At 40.2% G+C, this 17,459-nt stretch carries 11 protein-coding genes; 8 read left to right on the forward strand and 3 right to left on the reverse strand.

Annotation, left to right across the window (positions count from 1 at the left end; all coding sequences use genetic code 11):
* Nucleotides 1-26 precede the first annotated feature (26 nt).
* The 6 genes from IPI99_07940 to IPI99_07965 all read left to right on the forward strand — a co-directional run bounded on the left by IPI99_07940 (nucleotide 27) and on the right by IPI99_07965 (nucleotide 9,153).
* Nucleotides 27-2,291, forward strand: a complete 2,265-nt coding sequence (locus tag IPI99_07940; GenBank protein ID MBK7340443.1) for a sodium-translocating pyrophosphatase — start codon at nucleotides 27-29, stop codon at nucleotides 2,289-2,291.
* Between the two features lie 194 nt (nucleotides 2,292-2,485).
* Nucleotides 2,486-3,391, forward strand: coding sequence for an FKBP-type peptidyl-prolyl cis-trans isomerase (locus IPI99_07945; protein ID MBK7340444.1), 906 nt, complete (start codon nucleotides 2,486-2,488; stop codon nucleotides 3,389-3,391).
* Between the two features lie 36 nt (nucleotides 3,392-3,427).
* Nucleotides 3,428-4,333, forward strand: a complete 906-nt coding sequence (locus IPI99_07950; GenBank protein ID MBK7340445.1) for an FKBP-type peptidyl-prolyl cis-trans isomerase — start codon at nucleotides 3,428-3,430, stop codon at nucleotides 4,331-4,333.
* A gap of 29 nt (nucleotides 4,334-4,362) precedes the next feature.
* Nucleotides 4,363-5,473, forward strand: a protein-coding gene (gene prfB / locus IPI99_07955; GenBank protein ID MBK7340446.1) for a peptide chain release factor 2 whose coding sequence is annotated in 2 segments (ribosomal slippage) — nucleotides 4,363-4,410 and nucleotides 4,412-5,473 — 1,110 coding nt in all. Because the reading frame shifts where the segments join, the coding sequence is not laid out codon by codon here.
* 491 nt (nucleotides 5,474-5,964) lie between these two features.
* A complete protein-coding gene (locus IPI99_07960) occupies nucleotides 5,965-6,573 on the forward strand; it encodes a NifU family protein (GenBank protein MBK7340447.1) in 609 nt (202 codons plus the stop codon).
* A 93-nt stretch (nucleotides 6,574-6,666) separates the two neighbouring features.
* Nucleotides 6,667-9,153, forward strand: a complete 2,487-nt coding sequence (locus IPI99_07965; GenBank protein MBK7340448.1) for a thioredoxin family protein — start codon at nucleotides 6,667-6,669, stop codon at nucleotides 9,151-9,153.
* A 76-nt stretch (nucleotides 9,154-9,229) separates the two neighbouring features.
* Here the strand turns inward: IPI99_07965 and IPI99_07970 are convergent, their stop codons facing one another.
* Nucleotides 9,230-12,184 (reverse strand): PD40 domain-containing protein, encoded by a 2,955-nt coding sequence (locus tag IPI99_07970; protein MBK7340449.1) that lies wholly within the window; start codon nucleotides 12,182-12,184, stop codon nucleotides 9,230-9,232.
* Nucleotides 12,185-12,482: 298 nt separating this feature from the next.
* Between IPI99_07970 and IPI99_07975 the strand changes: the two genes are divergently transcribed.
* Nucleotides 12,483-12,926 carry a DUF1573 domain-containing protein gene (locus IPI99_07975; protein ID MBK7340450.1) on the forward strand — a complete coding sequence of 148 codons (444 nt, stop codon included), beginning with the start codon at nucleotides 12,483-12,485 and terminating at the stop codon, nucleotides 12,924-12,926.
* 261 nt (nucleotides 12,927-13,187) lie between these two features.
* Nucleotides 13,188-14,534 (forward strand): vanadium-dependent haloperoxidase, encoded by a 1,347-nt coding sequence (locus IPI99_07980; GenBank protein ID MBK7340451.1) that lies wholly within the window; start codon nucleotides 13,188-13,190, stop codon nucleotides 14,532-14,534.
* 459 nt (nucleotides 14,535-14,993) lie between these two features.
* On the opposite strand, the gene feoB is transcribed toward IPI99_07980, so the two are convergent.
* Together feoB and IPI99_07990 are read right to left on the reverse strand one after the other, a co-directional pair.
* Nucleotides 14,994-17,081: a ferrous iron transport protein B gene (gene feoB, locus IPI99_07985; protein ID MBK7340452.1), complete on the reverse strand. Its 2,088-nt coding sequence runs from the start codon at nucleotides 17,079-17,081 to the stop codon at nucleotides 14,994-14,996.
* Between the two features lie 2 nt (nucleotides 17,082-17,083).
* Nucleotides 17,084-17,290 (reverse strand): ferrous iron transport protein A, encoded by a 207-nt coding sequence (locus IPI99_07990; protein MBK7340453.1) that lies wholly within the window; start codon nucleotides 17,288-17,290, stop codon nucleotides 17,084-17,086.
* Nucleotides 17,291-17,459 lie beyond the last annotated feature (169 nt).

Raw genomic sequence — 17,459 nt, forward strand, 5'->3', positions numbered from 1 at the left:
TTTGCGCCTCAAAATGAAATTCACTTATGGAAAATTTGGTGTATATACTACCTGTATTTGGTTTAATAGGTCTCGTCTATATGGCCTATCTCTATTCTTGGGTTGCTAAGCAACCAGCAGGTGATTCAAAAATGATTGAAATTTCTGACAGCATCGCTGAAGGTGCTATGTCATTTCTCAAGGCAGAGTATCGCGTTTTGGCCATATTTGTGGTGATAGCCGGAGTAGCATTAGGGCTGCTCAGCACTCAGGTAGATTCTACCCACTGGTTGATTGTTGTTGCCTTTGTGCTTGGAGCATTGTTCTCGGTGTCGGCGGGTTATGTGGGGATGAAAATTGCTACCAAAGCAAATGTAAGGACTACTAATGCAGCGCGAACAAGTCTGAAGCAGGCTCTTAGAGTGTCGTTTAGAGGTGGCACTGTGATGGGATTGGGTGTTGCAGGTCTTGCTGTTTTGGGATTGAGTACTTTGTTTGCATTATTCTTTCAATATTATATGAATGGTGCCTGGTCCGAAGCTACGATCAAAGGTATCAACCGTATTCCTGTTGAGGCTATGAGTGTTATTCTTGAAGTTCTGGCGGGATTTTCTTTAGGAGCAGAGTCAATTGCTCTGTTTGCTCGTGTCGGAGGCGGTATTTACACTAAAGCAGCTGACGTAGGTGCTGATTTGGTAGGAAAAGTGGAAGCGGGAATTCCTGAGGATGATCCTAGAAACCCTGCTACGATTGCTGACAATGTTGGAAACAATGTGGGAGATGTTGCGGGAATGGGTGCAGACCTTTTCGGTTCTTATGTTGCAACCGTACTGGCTGCTATGGTGCTTGGGAACTATGTGATCAGAGATATGGGGGGAGCTGTCACAGATAATTTCGGCGGATTGGGACCTATTTTATTACCGATTTTGCTGGCAGGATTGGGAATAGTATTCTCTATTTTAGGCACTTTCCTTGTCAATGTCAATGACGATAATGCTCGTGAGCAAAAGGTACAATCAGCATTAAATTTAGGCAACTGGAGTTCAATCATATTGACAGCCATTGCTGCTTATTTTTGTATACACTGGATGCTTCCAATGGAGATGAAGATGAATTTCTTCGGCAAGGGTTTGCTATCCGTAACTCCAAATGACGTATTCTTTGCAGTCGTCATTGGACTATTTGTCGGAGGTGCTATCTCTTTTTTAACTGAACATTACACAGGATTGGGAAAAGGTCCTGTAAATGATATTGTTCAAAAATCAGGAACCGGTGCGGCCACCAATATTATAGGTGGATTGAGCAATGGTATGTTGAGCACTGCGGGTCCGGTGCTGTTGTTTGCTGCAGCGATCTGGGGTGCATATACCTTGGCCGGATTTTACGGAGTGGCAATAGCAGCCTCCGCAATGATGGCTACAACAGCCATGCAATTGGCTATAGACGCATTTGGTCCGATAGCTGACAATGCAGGTGGAATTGCCGAAATGAGTGAGCTTCCCAAAGAAGTTCGCACCAAGACAGACATTCTCGATTCAGTAGGAAATACTACTGCAGCCATCGGCAAAGGATTTGCCATTGCCTCAGCGGCACTGACAGCTCTTGGTTTGTTTGCAGCCTATGTCACTTTTACGGGTATAGAAGGTATCAATATATTTAAAGCAGATGTACTGGCTGCACTGTTTGTAGGGGGTATGATACCCGTTGTGTTTTCTGCATTTGCTATGAGATCCGTCGGAAAAGCAGCTATGGATATGGTCAACGAAGTGAGAAGACAGTTCAGAGAGATTCCTGGTATTATGGAAGGTACGGGAAAACCTGAATACGGAAAGTGTGTGGAAATATCGACTCGTGCTGCCCTCAGAGAGATGATGTTGCCGGGATCGATCACTATAATCGTGCCGGTTATCATTGGTTTCGTTATGGGACCGGAAGCATTAGGCTCATATATGGCAGGAGTCTGCGTAAGTGGTGTTTTATGGGCTATTTTCCAAAATAATGCAGGTGGTGCATGGGACAATGCCAAGAAATCATTTGAGGCAGGAGTAGAGATCAATGGTCAGAAATTCTTCAAAGGCAGTGAGCCACATAAAGCGGCAGTGATAGGTGATACCGTAGGAGATCCTTTCAAAGATACCTCCGGCCCTTCAATGAATATACTCATAAAACTAACCTGTCTGGTTGGATTGACTATCGCTCCGATCCTTGGAAAAATATATGGCTCAGGACATCATTCAAGCATTGATTCTCCCAAACAGGAAATAAAGGCTACAGCTATTCAAGAGGGCAAAGAGCTAGCTCCACTGAAATAATGAGTCATTGCAGATAGTTTTTTCTTTCCGGATTAGCTTAAAAAAGCAGTAGGGTATCGGATTTGGTATAGAATAGTTTCTACTGAAAAGTCTATATTGCTCTCAAACTGTCAATGACATTGTAATGACAGCAGTAGTGCATTATTTGTAATTGCTTTTAGCCTATATTTGCAGCCTTTAAATCAAAAAAAATCATGAATATCAAATTTCTAATGAGTGCTCTAATCATAGCAAGCATTCTTTCCTCTTGCAGCAACATGGGTGGCGGCATGAAAAAAACCATCAACGGTCACCAGTATAAAATCACTGAGGATCAACCCGGAGAAACCATTAAAGAAGGTCAGTATGCCTACTTCACTTACAAAGTAAAAATTAAAGATTCATTGCTTTATGATTCTGAGTCAAATGCTCCTGTGATTAAAGCAAAAATGCCGAAATTAGAAAAGAAAGATCCTAAAAATTCTCAACCTATTGAGGAAGTGTTGACATTTATGTCCAAAGGAGATAAAGCGGTTGCCACTCAGGAACTCTTACCTGAATTTAAAAAGCAATTAGGTCTTCCGGAAACAGTGCAAAATCTGGATTTTGAAATCGCATTGGTTGATATTAAGTCAGAAGCTGATTACAATGCTGAAATGGAAGCTGAGAAAAAAATCAAGGACCAGAAAATGGAAGAGTTAAAAGCTCAACTGCCAACAATTGAAGCATTGGCGAAGAAAACACTCTCAGACTACAAATCCGGTGCTTTAAAATCCAAAATCATGAGTACTCCTAGTGGATTGCAGTACTATGTTCATGAAGAAGGCACTGGTGCACAACTTCAGGCAGGAAAGAATGCACACGTCAACTATTATGGTCTTTTAGTAAAAGAAGGTACAAAGTTCGACGATTCTTGGTCTAGAGGAGAGGTATTTAGTTTTCCTTTGGGTCAGGGACGAGTTATCCCAGGATGGGAAGAGGGTGTTTCTCTGATGAAAGAAGGTTCCAAAGTGAGCTTTTTCATTCCTGCTACACTTGCTTATGGTGAAAAAGAGAATGGGCCAATCCCTGCAAATTCGGAGTTGATGTTTTATATTGAGGCATACCCTGCTGCTAATTAATTCTGGGGTAATCCTGGTACAAAAATCTATCGATACATGAAAACGTATCACTACATACTGTTGGCTTTGTCCGTTTTTTTGTGGGCCTGCAAAAGTGAGTCCACTAAAAAAAGTTTAAATGGACTCGATTTTATTATCCATACACAAGGTAAAGGTCAGGCAATTAAGGATAAGGATTTTGTTTCGGTTCAGATGTACAACTATATTGGCGATTCGCTGATTAGCAGGCCTGCAAGCCCGGATGAGTTAAGCATCATTCAAGTCGTTCCACTGGTGAAGTCAGCATCTGCAGTAAATCCTGTCATGGAACTGATTCATCAGATGAAAGTAGGAGATAGTGCAAGTATTTATAAAGAATTACTGCCTTTGGAGCAGAGAGTTTACAATGCTGCCTCAGGAGATAGATTCAAATATACTGTCGTCGTAAAAGCCATTAAAACTCAGGAAGAAGTCCTTGCAGAGGAAATCAAAAAGAACCAGATGGCTCCTTCTGAGGAGAATGAAAAATTTCTAAATCCTGCAAACCGACAGGCTGCATCAGACGTTTGGCTGCAAATGCAACCCATACTGGAAGACTATAACCAGAAGAAATTGGGAAATAAACTGAAATCCACTTCATCGGGGCTCAAGTATGTTATTCTTGAAAATGGTAGCGGTGCTCCGGGGAAATCTGGAAATGTTGCAACTGTAAGTTACTATGGCGCTTTTTTGAAAGGATCGAGATTTGATGATTCTTATTCATTTGGCAAGCCAATCGAAGTAACTCTGGGGGCTAAAACAGTGATCCCAGGATGGGAAGAAGCTTTGACACTTTTTCCAAAAGGCACAAAAGCTTGTCTTTTTGTTCCGCCGCATCTGGCTTACGGAGAGAAAGGAAATCCACCGATTATTCCACCTAATGAAGAACTGATGTTTTTCATGGAGGTAGTGGATGTTAAATAAACTTTATTCAGTAAATTAAAAATCACACCATGACATTGGATCAATTAAAAGATCTCAAGCAAAGGCTCAGTGAGCTAAGGAGGTTTCTTTGACGTCGATAGGAAGAAACTCGAATTAGAAGATAAAGAACAACACACATTGGATCCAGACTTTTGGTCCAATGGTCCACGGGCAGAATTGATCATGAAAGAGATCAAATTCGCCAAAAATTGGCTCAGTTCCTTCAACAAGGCGCAGTCTGCCGTGGATGATATAGATGTCATATTGGAATTCGTAGATCTGGGAGAAGCGACTGAAGAGGAACTGGAAGAAAAGTACCAGCTTGCTCTGAAAGAAATGGAAGAGATCGAATTCAAATCTACATTAAACAAGCCCGAAGATGAGCTCAGTTGCTTTGTGGAGATCAATAGTGGTGCAGGAGGAACGGAAGCTTGCGATTGGTCTTCCATCTTACTGCGGATGTATAAAATGTGGGGAGAACGCAATGGATTTAAAGTATCAATAATTAACCAGCAGGATGGAGACGTCGCCGGAGTAAAAACGGCAGAATTAGAAATCAATGGAGATTTCGCATATGGAATGCTAAAAGGCGAAAATGGAGTACATCGTCTCGTCAGGGTGTCTCCCTTCAATGCACAAGGAAAGCGGATGACTTCCTTTTCATCAATATTTGTTCATCCCCTTGTGGATGACAGAATTGAAGTCCAAATCAACCCTGCAGATTTGGAATGGGATACCTTTCGTTCCAGTGGAGCGGGGGGACAGCATGTCAATAAAACAGAATCAGCAGTTAGGGTCAGACACTTGCCAAGTGGAATTGTGGTGGAATGCCAGCAAGAGCGATCACAGCACCAAAACAGAGACAAGGCAATGCAAGTGCTCAAGTCAAAACTTTACGAACGAGAGTTGCAGCGACAACTTGAGGAACGCGACAAAGTCGAAGCCACTAAAATGAAGAACGAATGGGGTTCCCAGATCAGATCATACGTTCTGGACGACCGTCGGGTAAAAGATCACCGTACCGGGTATCAGTCCTCCCAGACTGACGTTGTGCTAGATGGTTATATAGACGAATTTCTCAAAGCATATTTGATGCACAAAACTGTTGGTGCAGTGCAATCCGATCCGGATGAAGACTAAAACTTTTCAGAGTCCCTGAAGTCTTTGCTACCTGAATTACTCAACGAAGTGAGCCGGTCACTTTCAGAGGAATTATTTATTTGATAACTGTGTTTCCAAAGACTCCTTTTTTTCATTGAATGGCTCCATCATGCTTGATCATAAACTATGTCTACCGGATATGACTCAATATGTAAATTCCAAGCGCTTGAGCTAATCATTTTCTTAATAAGAAGCCCTCCTATTCTGGCAAACGCTAAGACTGAAATGACTAATACCAGCGCTATGCATGGCAGATGTAGAACCGACCTCCATTTTATACAGCATTTCAACTCTATTTTGCTGCTGCCCCTTCTATTTGGGTCAGAGGGATCTATTTTAATTTCCTTTTGCTTATCATGAAGTTGACGAGCTAACTAAAGACCTCAGACTTGGCTTTAATCTATTAGTTCATGCCTTTCGGAATGATCTTTTTTAAGATAAAGATGTTCTATTGACAAATCAGATCTATCATGGAAGTAACTACCAAACAACCTGTCTTACTTTATACAGAACAAACACCCAATCCTGAATCTCTGAAGTTTGTTTCCAACAAGATGCTGTACAGAGGGATTGCAGAGTTCAAAACAAAAGAACAGGCAGAGAAATGGTCCCCGCTTGCTGCTGCTTTATTTGAAAAAGCTTATGTGCAGGCCGTTTATATCAGCAATAACTTTGTGACGATCACAAAAAAATCGACTGAGTCTTGGCATGAAATTATGTTGCCGGCTAAAGATTTTATCAAGAGTTATATAGAAGAAGAAAAAGCTATAGTCAGTGAACTGTATGCTGATCACATACAAGCAGAGGAAAAAATTCAGGATCAGGGCAAGTACGACGAAAAGGATACTGAAATCGTGAGGAGAATAAAAGAAATGATCAATAATTACGTCAAACCTGCAGTTGAAATGGATGGCGGCAATATTGAATTCAAATCATACCATCAGGGGGTTGTGACTGTCATGATGCAAGGCTCCTGCAGTGGTTGTCCATCCAGTACTGTAACATTGAAATCTGGTATCGAAGGTTTGCTCAAACGTATGGTGCCGGAAGTAACCGAAGTTGTTGCTGAAGCCTGTTGATGGCAGTTAAAATTGGGTTAATTATAACTTGTCTGGTATTTTTTAAGGCAAATTGACTATATTTTTGTTTTTCGAAAAATTATTTCCTTGTATATGACCTTTCAATATTCAAACCACAGGTTCTTCGTGTTGTTTTTGATGCTGAGTTCCTTGAATTGGTTGCAAGCCCAGATTCTTACCCCGGTACATTGGACACAATCAGTAAAGGAGTTGGGTTCGGGAGAATACGAACTTGTCTTTTCTGCCAAGATGGACGATGGTTGGGCAATTTATTCACAGTCTTCTGACCCAAATGCAGCATCTCCCACTGAAATTACCATCAAAGCTGCACCTCATTTTCAATTGATCGGAAAAGCCTTTGAAAAAGGAGAACTAAAAAAAGGTCCCGAACCACTTTTCGACAATTTAGTGGTAGCAAAATATTACCACCAAGTTGATTTTGTTCAGAAAATTAAAGTGAAGGATACTGCTGTACCCATAGAAGCAGAAGTTTATTTCATGAGCTGCAACAGCGAAAAATGTATCCCACCTTCACCCCAGGCTTTCAGTTTTAACCTAGGTAAGTCACAAAATCAAGGAGGTCTTCCTACGGATGCTCAAGTAGTTTCTACGGCTAAATTGCTTGATCCTGTAAAAGTTACTATGAAAACTGAAGCAGGCCAAAATCAAAACTATAAACTGGTATTCAACCTTAAAATGGATGAAGGCTGGTCTGTTTATGCCAATAAAATAGGACCTGATGGACCTATACCTACAACCGTTGACTTTGAGCAGGGAAGTCATTTTAAAACAAAAGGAGAACTTCAGGAAAAATCGGACCATAGAATTGAAGGATTCGATGATATTTTCGAAATGAACCTGATAAAATTCAAAGAATCAGTGACAATGACCCAAGAGATCGAAGTCACTGACCCACAAGTTCCTGTCAAAGGCAGTATTACTTATCAGACATGCGATGCTACAAAATGCCTCCCACCAAAAACACTTGCATTTACCTTTCACCCATCTTCTTCAAAACTAGAATTCGAAGGTATGGGAACAGGAGTGGGCATGAATGTTCCACCATCCGATTTTAAGGGTGGTAGCATTGATCAAACGAATGAACATCTGAGAAAGGGCTTGTTGCAGCCACTAGGAGATTGTGGAGAAGAACTCACAAAGTCTGACAATCACCTTTGGACGTTTATATTTGGCTTTCTGGGTGGATTATTGGCATTGTTGACCCCATGTGTGTTTCCTATGATTCCGCTTACAGTCTCTTTTTTTACAAAAGATTCTCGTAAAAGTGGAATCCGAAATGCGATTATTTACAGTCTGAGCATCATTTTTATTTATGTGACAATCGGGCTGTTGATTACCGCAGTTTTTGGTGCAACAGCTCTCAATGAACTTTCTACCAACTGGGTGGCAAATCTGATTTTCTTCATCATTTTTGTGGTGTTTGCGTTCTCATTCTTTGGGTATTTCGAAATCACACTTCCTAGTTCCTGGACAAGCAAATCCGATAGACTTTCTGATACCGGAGGAATCATAGGCATTTTTTTTATGGCATTCACTCTTGCATTAGTCTCTTTTTCATGTACCGGTCCTATTGTTGGATCAGCACTGGTAGAATCAGCAAAGTCTACTACCGGACCTTTTTTGGTCATGCTTGGATTTTCTCTCGCTTTAGCCATACCGTTTGGTTTTTTTGCTGCTTTCCCCGCTTGGCTCAATTCTTTGCCAAAATCAGGCAGCTGGATGACAAATGTCAAGGTAGTTCTTGGCTTTCTAGAGCTTGCTTTGGCACTTAAATTTTTGTCGAATGCAGACATGTCTAGAAAATGGAATGTGCTTCCTTATGAAATATTTATGGCTTTATGGGTGATACTTTTTGCATTGATGACACTTTATCTGTTTGGATTGATCAGATTTCCACATGACAGTCCGGTAAAGAAATTGTCTGCCTTGAGATTGCTATTTGCCGTAGCAGCTCTGGCTATGACTTTATACCTTGGATCGGGTTTTATCTACAACAAAGAAGTCAATTCCTATAGATCACTCAATGTGATGAGCGGTATTGCACCGCCTTCAACTTACAATTTATTTTTGCCTGAAGCTGAGCTCAACCCTGAACTAAAAAGCAGGTTTATCTCATTTACAAAATGTGCTAATAATCTTGACTGCTTCAAGGATTATACAGAAGGACTGAGCTATGCTAAAGAGACGAATAAGCCCATACTTTTGGACTACACAGGTATTTTCTGTCAGAATTGCAGGCGGACAGAAGACAGGATCTGGGTTGCTGATAAGGTCAGAAATCTCATTGCGAATCAATTTGTTCTGGTTTCGTTATATTGTGACGACCCAAAAGAGTTATCTGAAAAGCTGCTTTCAATTCCAAGGAATACTGTACTTCGTACCATTGGAAATAAATGGGCCGACCATCAAATTTTGAATTTCGAACAAAATAGCCAACCACTTTACGTATTGATCAGTCCGGAAGAGGAAATTTTGGCTCGCCCGAGAGGGTATCGTGATGGGGTGGATTCATATAGCGAGTTCCTAGAGTGTGGCTTGAAAGCTCACAAGAAAATTTGATTTGGCCAGGATTCACATTGGCTACCACAATACCTGCTCTCTCTTCTCATTTCATTCATTTATTCTCAATTTTAGATTACCATCCCGGCAATAAGTTCAAGCCGTATGTAACCTGAGTGTTTTCTATCAAAGGCCAAGCTGCATAGGGTTCTATGATCAATGCTCCAAATAGGTTAAATCGCAATCCTACTCCTGTACTAAATACAGGTAAGGGTTTGAAAAAATCAATCTCTTCACTAAAATCTGAATATTTGTCCCAGGCAATGCCCCCGTCAACAAACAAATTGAGTTCGGTTGGTAAATAAGGGAACGTCAGCAAAGATAGTTTTTTAGGTCCCAACAGTGGGAGCCTGATTTCTACAGACCCAAGGGCTATATTGGCTCCGCTGATTTGCTCGTATTCAATGCCATATCGCGTTCGCAGCTTATCTAACTGAGAGTAACCAAAACCATGCATCAATCCGTACTGTCCCAAAAGAGTAGGATAGAAATTAAGCGCATCCTGACCAAATCTTGCAAAGTGCAGCGCTCGCAAAGCAAGGGAAATGGGTTTGATCCAAAAATACTTTCTGGCATCCAGCGTCAAAGATGAAAATTGATACTGGCCAAAGTACTGATCTAATCCAAACCTGTATCTGTAACCGGCTAATGGAGAGCACATTCCGAAGTAGCTGTTATCTCCGACAAAAGCGGTACTCAGATTGTAGAGAAACCCTTTCGATATAGTGTAAGGACCCAATTGAATCTGGTCTCCGGTAGGTAATTTAGTCCGGGATTCTCCATAGTAATTAAAGCGATTGTAATCTCCATAGTATTCTACTATTTGGTCATAGCGGAAGAATCGATATGAGAGACCGGCACCAGCTTCCAACCTCTTGGTGATAGACAAAGGATATTGAACAAATACTCCAAGCTGATCTTCAAAAATGCGTAAGAGATCAGTTGTATCCGCTAATGCGGTAAACTCGTTACCATCCTCGTCGACATATCGTTTGAATTCATAGGCCTGTGTGTAATTGACAAACCTGCTGGGTGTATGAGAAGTAGTGAGACCCCATGGTAATCTATTGCTGTAATTTATGTAGGTGACAGCACCGGCTACATCAATAAAATCACCATTCATGGCAAGGCCTGTATAAAGCTGATGATTACCAAGAATGTCATTAAACAATAAATCAATTCCTCCAGCAGCTCCTATTGCTGAACTCTGTCCGATTTGATTGCCATATCCAATGCCACTAGCAGCCCCAATGTAAGAAAGTCGAAATTTACTTTTGTAGGGCGTGATTTGGGCTTGAGTACTGCTGTCAGTTGTTCTTGGAGAATGTACTAATGCATTGACTAATCCGGGAGCTGCATCATTGAATACTGGAAGTTCATCTGCACCTTTTTTTTGCTCATTTGGCTTGATTTCAAGTGGTTTAATTTTGTCTTCCAACACCTGGTAAATCTGGTAGGAATTGTCAGAATAATAACTATAAATGATCTTATCCCGATTGCTGGAAATGGAGATCGCAGGTCCATAAGGAGTTATATTTGTAATTCCGGTTGCCACCTGGGTAAGTTTATCCACTTTTTCAGTTTCCATATTGTATCGATACATGTTGCGGTAGCCGTCATTGTCGCTCAAGAAAACAAGGTCATTGTCATTGATGAATTGAGGGTTAAGATTATTTGACTCTCTAAAAATTTGAACCAGTCTTTTGGAGGAAGTTTTCATATCCATTATTGCAATATTATGTAGCCATTGATTGCCCAATTTCGCATCATTCATACTTAATTCATCAGTTGCAAATACAATCTTTGAACCATCTTTTGACCAGTCAGCCTGAATCTCGGAATATGGATCATCTGTGAGTCGATGAAGCTCCTTTGTTTTAAAAATGTATTGAAAAAGATCTGTCTGGCCATTGACCATTCCGGACAGTATAATTGACTTTCCATCAGGTGACCATGCAGGATGAGCAAAAAATGGCAATTTAGCTATGCTGATTTCTTTGCTGGTTTTTCCGTTTTCAGCTTTTTTAATCAAAAGCACAGAATGTCCACCTTTAAATGCTGAAAAAGCGATCTCCTTGCTATCCGGGCTCCAAGATCCTGCGGATTCTATACTGTTGAGCTGATCTATGTGTCCTTCCTTTGTTGCACTGTATAATTTGCGCAAGATTTTTCCCGAGTTGGCATCAGCAAGATAAAGATCCGTGGTAAACAGATCTTTTTCAGAAAGAAAAGCAATGTACTTTCCGTTCGGGCTCAAAGTGGGAGAGATATTGATTTCACCGGAATTTTTGTCATCGACAATTTTACGACCAGGCACATCTTTTGCACTTGTTGCCACTTGCCTCTTGTAATGTTCGCTGAGAGTTTGCTGCCATTTTTTTGAGAGAGAATCTGCTGAGATATGAAGCACATCTTCTGTAGCGAATGTCAAACCCCGTTTAGCAACCTCAAGAAAAAAAGGCTTTATCAACGAGTCACCATAGCTTCCACCAAAATAAGCCCAAAACGCCTGACCAAATCGATAAGGAAAATATTGAGGTCGATCCATTTTATCCAATTCAGGGATGTTATGATTCATATATGCATCGCGCATCCACATAGAAGTATGTGCATCTTTGCTACCAATTGACAGATATTCTGCCATACCTTCTATCATCCATAGAGGGAAAAACTGGAATGATTCAATTGAGGTCGAATCTCCTTTGAGTATGGTTTCATACTGGAAGGCGTGTACCAGTTCATGTCCGATGACATGGAAAGTTTGCTCGTTGGTTAACGCCAACGGTAATACCACTCGATTTCTTAGACCTTCAGTAACTCCTCCGGTTCCTACATCGATATTGCCCTGAATGGCAAATGTTTGTTGAAAATCTGAATGGTTGTTATACAATATAACCGGATTATTCCGAACAAAAATATCTCCGAATGTTCTGGAATGACGGTCATACCACACTTCAAACCATTCTCCTATCTGTGCGATCCTTGAACTGTCCAGATCATAATAATAAATATCAAAGTGATCTGTCTTCAATATCTTAAAATCAAAGTTGCTATATCGTGGTTTGTTGCGCCCAAAGTACTGTGCCTGAGCAATTTGTACGCAAAAAAGAAATAATAGCAGGAACTTTAATAATGAACAGGCTTTTAACATGGTACAAATATATATATTGAAACTGTGTGTGTTTATGCTTAGATAAATTTTAGCTGGATGATGTCTTTTTTGCATGACAACTGCAGTATAATTGCGATCAAAGCAAGCCTCAATACTATAACAACAAAACTCATTTTATATTTGCAAAAACAGATTGAATATGACTTTTAGATATAAAATGGCTGTTGTCATAGTTGGATTTCTTTTTTTTGGTCTTGCCGGGTGTAGGAGCGCTAAGCAAGCTAGTATTCCAAATGATGTGACGTTGAAGGACCAATCTACTATTCCTCCGGATACCCTTGGAAAGCACGCAAGCATCGTTTTTGATTCAAGCGCTTACCATTTTGGTAAAGTAATTGAAGGGCAGGCTTACGAGACGACCGTCTATTTTACAAATCAGGGTCCAGGGGATTTAGTCATCGAATTGGTCACTGCCTGCGAATGTACGAAACTGGATTATACCAGATTGCCGGTAAGGGTGGGTAAGAGAAGCCCGATTCATATCCGATACAATAGTTCAGGCAAGGAAGGACCTCAGATCGTAGATGTCGATATCATAGCCAATACCGATCCTATAGTCAGTTCCACCAAGTTCTATATTGATGTAGTAAAAAAGGATTGAATATCCCATGGACTCTAAGAAACAGTACTTGCGGACTTTGGCACAGCGTTAAATATTTATATATATGAATTTTTTACATGGAAACCCTGATTTTTTAAAAAAAGTGCGAACAAAAATTGGAGAATGACTAGGTAGTATTTATCTTCGTGGCGTATTCTTCCCTTTGTTCTTTGGATAATGTCTATCCAAGGCCTCAATCACCTTGCCCAAGTGGCAAGCAGCTTAGTATAAAATATTGAAAACTATAAAAACTAAACTGTCATGAGGCGATTTGATGTATTTTCTTTGAAAAGTGCGGTATTGGGCTTCACCTTCCTAATGCTTGCAGGATCTTGTTCCAAAGAAGAAACCCCCACTACACCAACAAATCTTTCAGATCAAGTAGACAGCAAGATTGCCCAAGAGTGGTCTAGACTTGCAGTGACAATTGTGAAAGATGCCCCTGGATTTGTTGCACCAGTTGCAGCCAGATCTTTTGCCTATTTGAGCATGGGTCTTTATCTTACTTCAAGCTATGGAAATCCTGCTTACTCATCTTTCACAAATAATCTTGAGGGGATTGATCACCTTAAAATGCCTTCACTGATCAGTAGCGGTCAGATCGACTGGAATCTGGCAAGCAATGAAATGTGCTATCATCTTATCAAGTCATTGTACAGGAGTATTCCTTCTGCTAACAATAAAATGATTGAAGACCTTTATTTGAATTCCGCAGCTAGTTATGACGCTCAGGCTTCCACGGAAACAAAAGAAAGATCACGTGATTTTGGAGTGAAGATGGCAGAAGCAGTTTATGCTTATTCTAAAACAGATGGTCAGGACGAAGCTTTCGTCAACAATTATCCCAATAATTTTAAAATTCCTGAGGGAGCAGGAGTTTGGTCACCAATCAATACTGCTGGAAAAAAACCCCTCTTGCCTTATTGGGGTTCAGTCCGTACTTTTAGCAATCTAAGCAACGTGGAAATAGTGGACGCAACTCCACCACAGTTTTCTGAAGAAAGAAATTCTGAAATGTATGCGTATGCTTTGGAAGTGAGAAATCGCACATTCAATCTCAATTATGAAGAAGAAAGAGTAGTTAAGTATTGGAACGATGACCAAAAAAATGGAATCACAACTCCTGGTCATATGCTCCTTCTCACATTGAATTTAATAAACCAAGAAAATAAAAGTCTTCCTGAAGCTTCTGCTATTTTGATGAAAGTCACCATGGCCATGCATGATGCTATCGTCACCAGCTGGAAAACAATCTTTACATACAATACAGTAAGACCGGAAAATTATATCCGCAATTATATAGACGCGAGATTTATCTCCTTGTTAAACACACCTGCTACACCAGAATTTTGTTCAGCTCAGGCATCCATTGCAAGTGCTACCGCAGAAGTTTTGGGTTCAATTTTTGGTTATAATTATTCATTTACTGATGCGACTCATTTTTATCGCAAAGATATCGATGGTAATCCTCGTACCTACAAAAACTTTAACCAAATGGCTGAAGAAATTGCCTTGTCAAATCTATACGGCGGGATCAATTACAGGTTTAGTTTGGAAGCAGGCTTGAAGCAAGGCTCTCAAGTAGGCCGATTAGTGAGCAATTATTAAACTCTATCCACCGGAGTTATTTCATAGTAAATTTTGATAAAAAATTAAATCCCTGTTGCAGCACAACAGGGATTTTTTATTGATATACAATTCATAAAACTTAAATACTCTTACGGGTCTGCGGAACTGCAAACTCGAAACTTTACATTATGCCTGATCAGTAATAATAGATTTATTTGTAAACAAACCAAGTTATCCTGTGCTGGGTTCCTTTTTGGTCAACTCAACTCATTGGATCAATTGGAGCTGTCAATATTTAGTCATTCAAAGCTTTTATATCATCGTCAATTAATTCTCATTACGATCTTTAAGTTAAAATCAAGGTTAAATGAAATGATCCCAATTTGAAATTTCTAAATATTCTGACAATCTTCCAGCTGATGATTCTGAAGTGAAATTATATTTTCATCAGAAAATTAATTTGGCATTGATCAAAAGATCACTTCGTAGTAATAAAAATTATAAAAGCTGATATACCAACAAGCTGCTCAAATAAGCCAGGGCACTCATGTAGATGAATTGTAGGAGTGGCCACTTCCAATTTCCCGTTTCCCGTTTCATGACTGCCAAAGTGCTCATGCATTGCATGGCAAAAGCATAAAACAAAATAAGTGATAGAGCAGTCTTCATATTGAAGAATTTACTTCCATCTGCTCGCTTCTCAACCTGCATTCTTTCACGCAGTTTTAGATCTTCTACTTCTGAGCCAAGTTGATAAATCGTAGCCATAGTACCGACAAACACTTCTCTGGCTGCAAATGATGTGAGAAGAGCAATTCCAATTTTCCAATCGAATCCTAGCGGCTTTATCGCTGGTTCTATATGTTTACCTATGATTCCCGCAAATGAATTTTCAAGTTTTGCAGCGCTGATAATATTTGCTTTCTCGATATCGGTCAAATTTTTATCCTGCATTTCAGCATTTAGATTTGTTTCAACCTTGTCTAATCTCCCAGGGAAAGAATAAGTACATAAAAACCAAATGATCATCGACATGATGATGATAATTTTTCCGGCTTCTGAAATAAAACTATATACTTTGTGCCAGGTATTGGAAAGGACTTGTTTAAAATACGGCAATTGGTAATCCGGAAGTTGGATTAAAAGGAAAGATTTTTCTTCAGTTTTGACAAACTGCTTCAAGAGTAAAGCAGTGAGTAAAGCGGCAACTATCCCAAGAGCATAAAGCCCAACAAATACCAATCCTTGCGGATTGACCCACCAGCCTTTTGCAGATGTTGGAATGAGAAATCCTACCAGTGCTGCATACACAGGGATTCTCGCAGAACATGGTATAAGTGGTATTACAAACATGGTGAGTAAACGATCTCGCCAGCTTCCAATTGTTCTTGAACTCATGATTGCCGGCACAGCACATGCACCTCCAGAGATCAAGCCTATAATGGATCTGCCATTCAAGCCAAATATCCCAAGAAATCTATCAAATAAGAAAACTACCCTGGCCATATAACCTGCTTCCTCCAGTATTGTGATCAGGAAAAACAAAATGGCAATTTGAGGAACAAATACCAGTATACCACTGAGACCAGCGAGTACACCGTCTGTCAATAAATCCACACTCCAATGTTGCGGGAGTTGGTGTCTAAGAAATTGATTGATTTTTAGGAATCCTTCTTCGATCCAGTCCATGGGTATAGTTGCAAGCGAAAATATCGAATGGAAAACTACTAGAATAACCGCAAGAAATAAGACATAGCCCCAAAAAGGATGGGTTGCCACTGCGTCCAGCTTTCGCGTTAGAACGCTTTGTGAAGGAGTATGTGGATGGTGTTTTTTGTTCAATATAGCAACCCAATTATCCAAAATTGTGTACCTGCTCATTGTCTCCTGGATCTGCTGATGGATAGATTCCGGATGTGAGAAGGGATTTAGCCCAAAATTGTTACCGGCAGGATCTACCTGATAATGTTTGAGCAATAAGCGATGGTAAAGAGTTTTATCCATCAAGCTCGTATTGGATTCTAGCTCTTTTAAGTAGCTTACCGGGATCTGATAAATCGGTTTTCGGAAAATTTTGTTCGAAGGTAAATGAAGCAATGCATCTTGTAGTTCAAGAATTCCTTTTCCTGATTTGGAATGTATAGGGATGACTTTACATGAGGTGTTTTCAGATATGAATTCAGTGATGTGTAACCTATCTTCTTCCTCAAGACGCTCTGTGAAACTCAAGGCGACTACAACCTGAAAACCTAAATCCAATACCTGAGACAAGAGTAACAATTGCTTATTCAAATAACGCGCATCAAGTACATAGATAATCCCATGAATGCTCAGATTGCTACTGGGATGTACCAGCTGTTTTGTAAGTATAAATTCGTCCTTTGTGTTGGCATGGAGGCTGTAGGCGCCGGGTAGATCTACTAAAGTACACTGGTGAGTACCATCCAGCTTGAGGTGCCCCTCATAGAGATCCACAGTGACACCTGGGAAATTTCCAACTTTTTGATCAAGACCGGTGAGAGCATTGAATAATGTCGATTTTCCGGAATTTGGATTTCCGACAAGTGCAAATTTTCTCTCGCTCATTTTCATTGAAACATGATTTGATCCAGCTCCTCTCTGCGCAAGGCAAATTGTCTTCCCTGAACTTCGATAATGTAGGTCGACATATACTTGTGGCTTCTTACCATACGAAATTCAGTGCCCGGACAGATGCCCAAAGCCACCATCCTTGCTGCTAATTCGTGATCCCGAATAGTAAGGATGATATATGGTCGATTCAACTCAATGCTCATAAACAGTTAAAATAACCAATAGATCCAAACAAGGTTGGAGTTGCCTTCATTTACTGAATAAAAATTTATTTCAACAGGAATCGATTCTTGAGATTCTAAATTTTGAGAAAACAGACATTTAGGACAAAAAGGCATTTTTTATTTGGCAAATCTGTCTTTTTTGCAAAGT

The organism is Saprospiraceae bacterium (assembly GCA_016710235.1).
Lineage (GTDB): Bacteria > Bacteroidota > Bacteroidia > Chitinophagales > Saprospiraceae > Vicinibacter.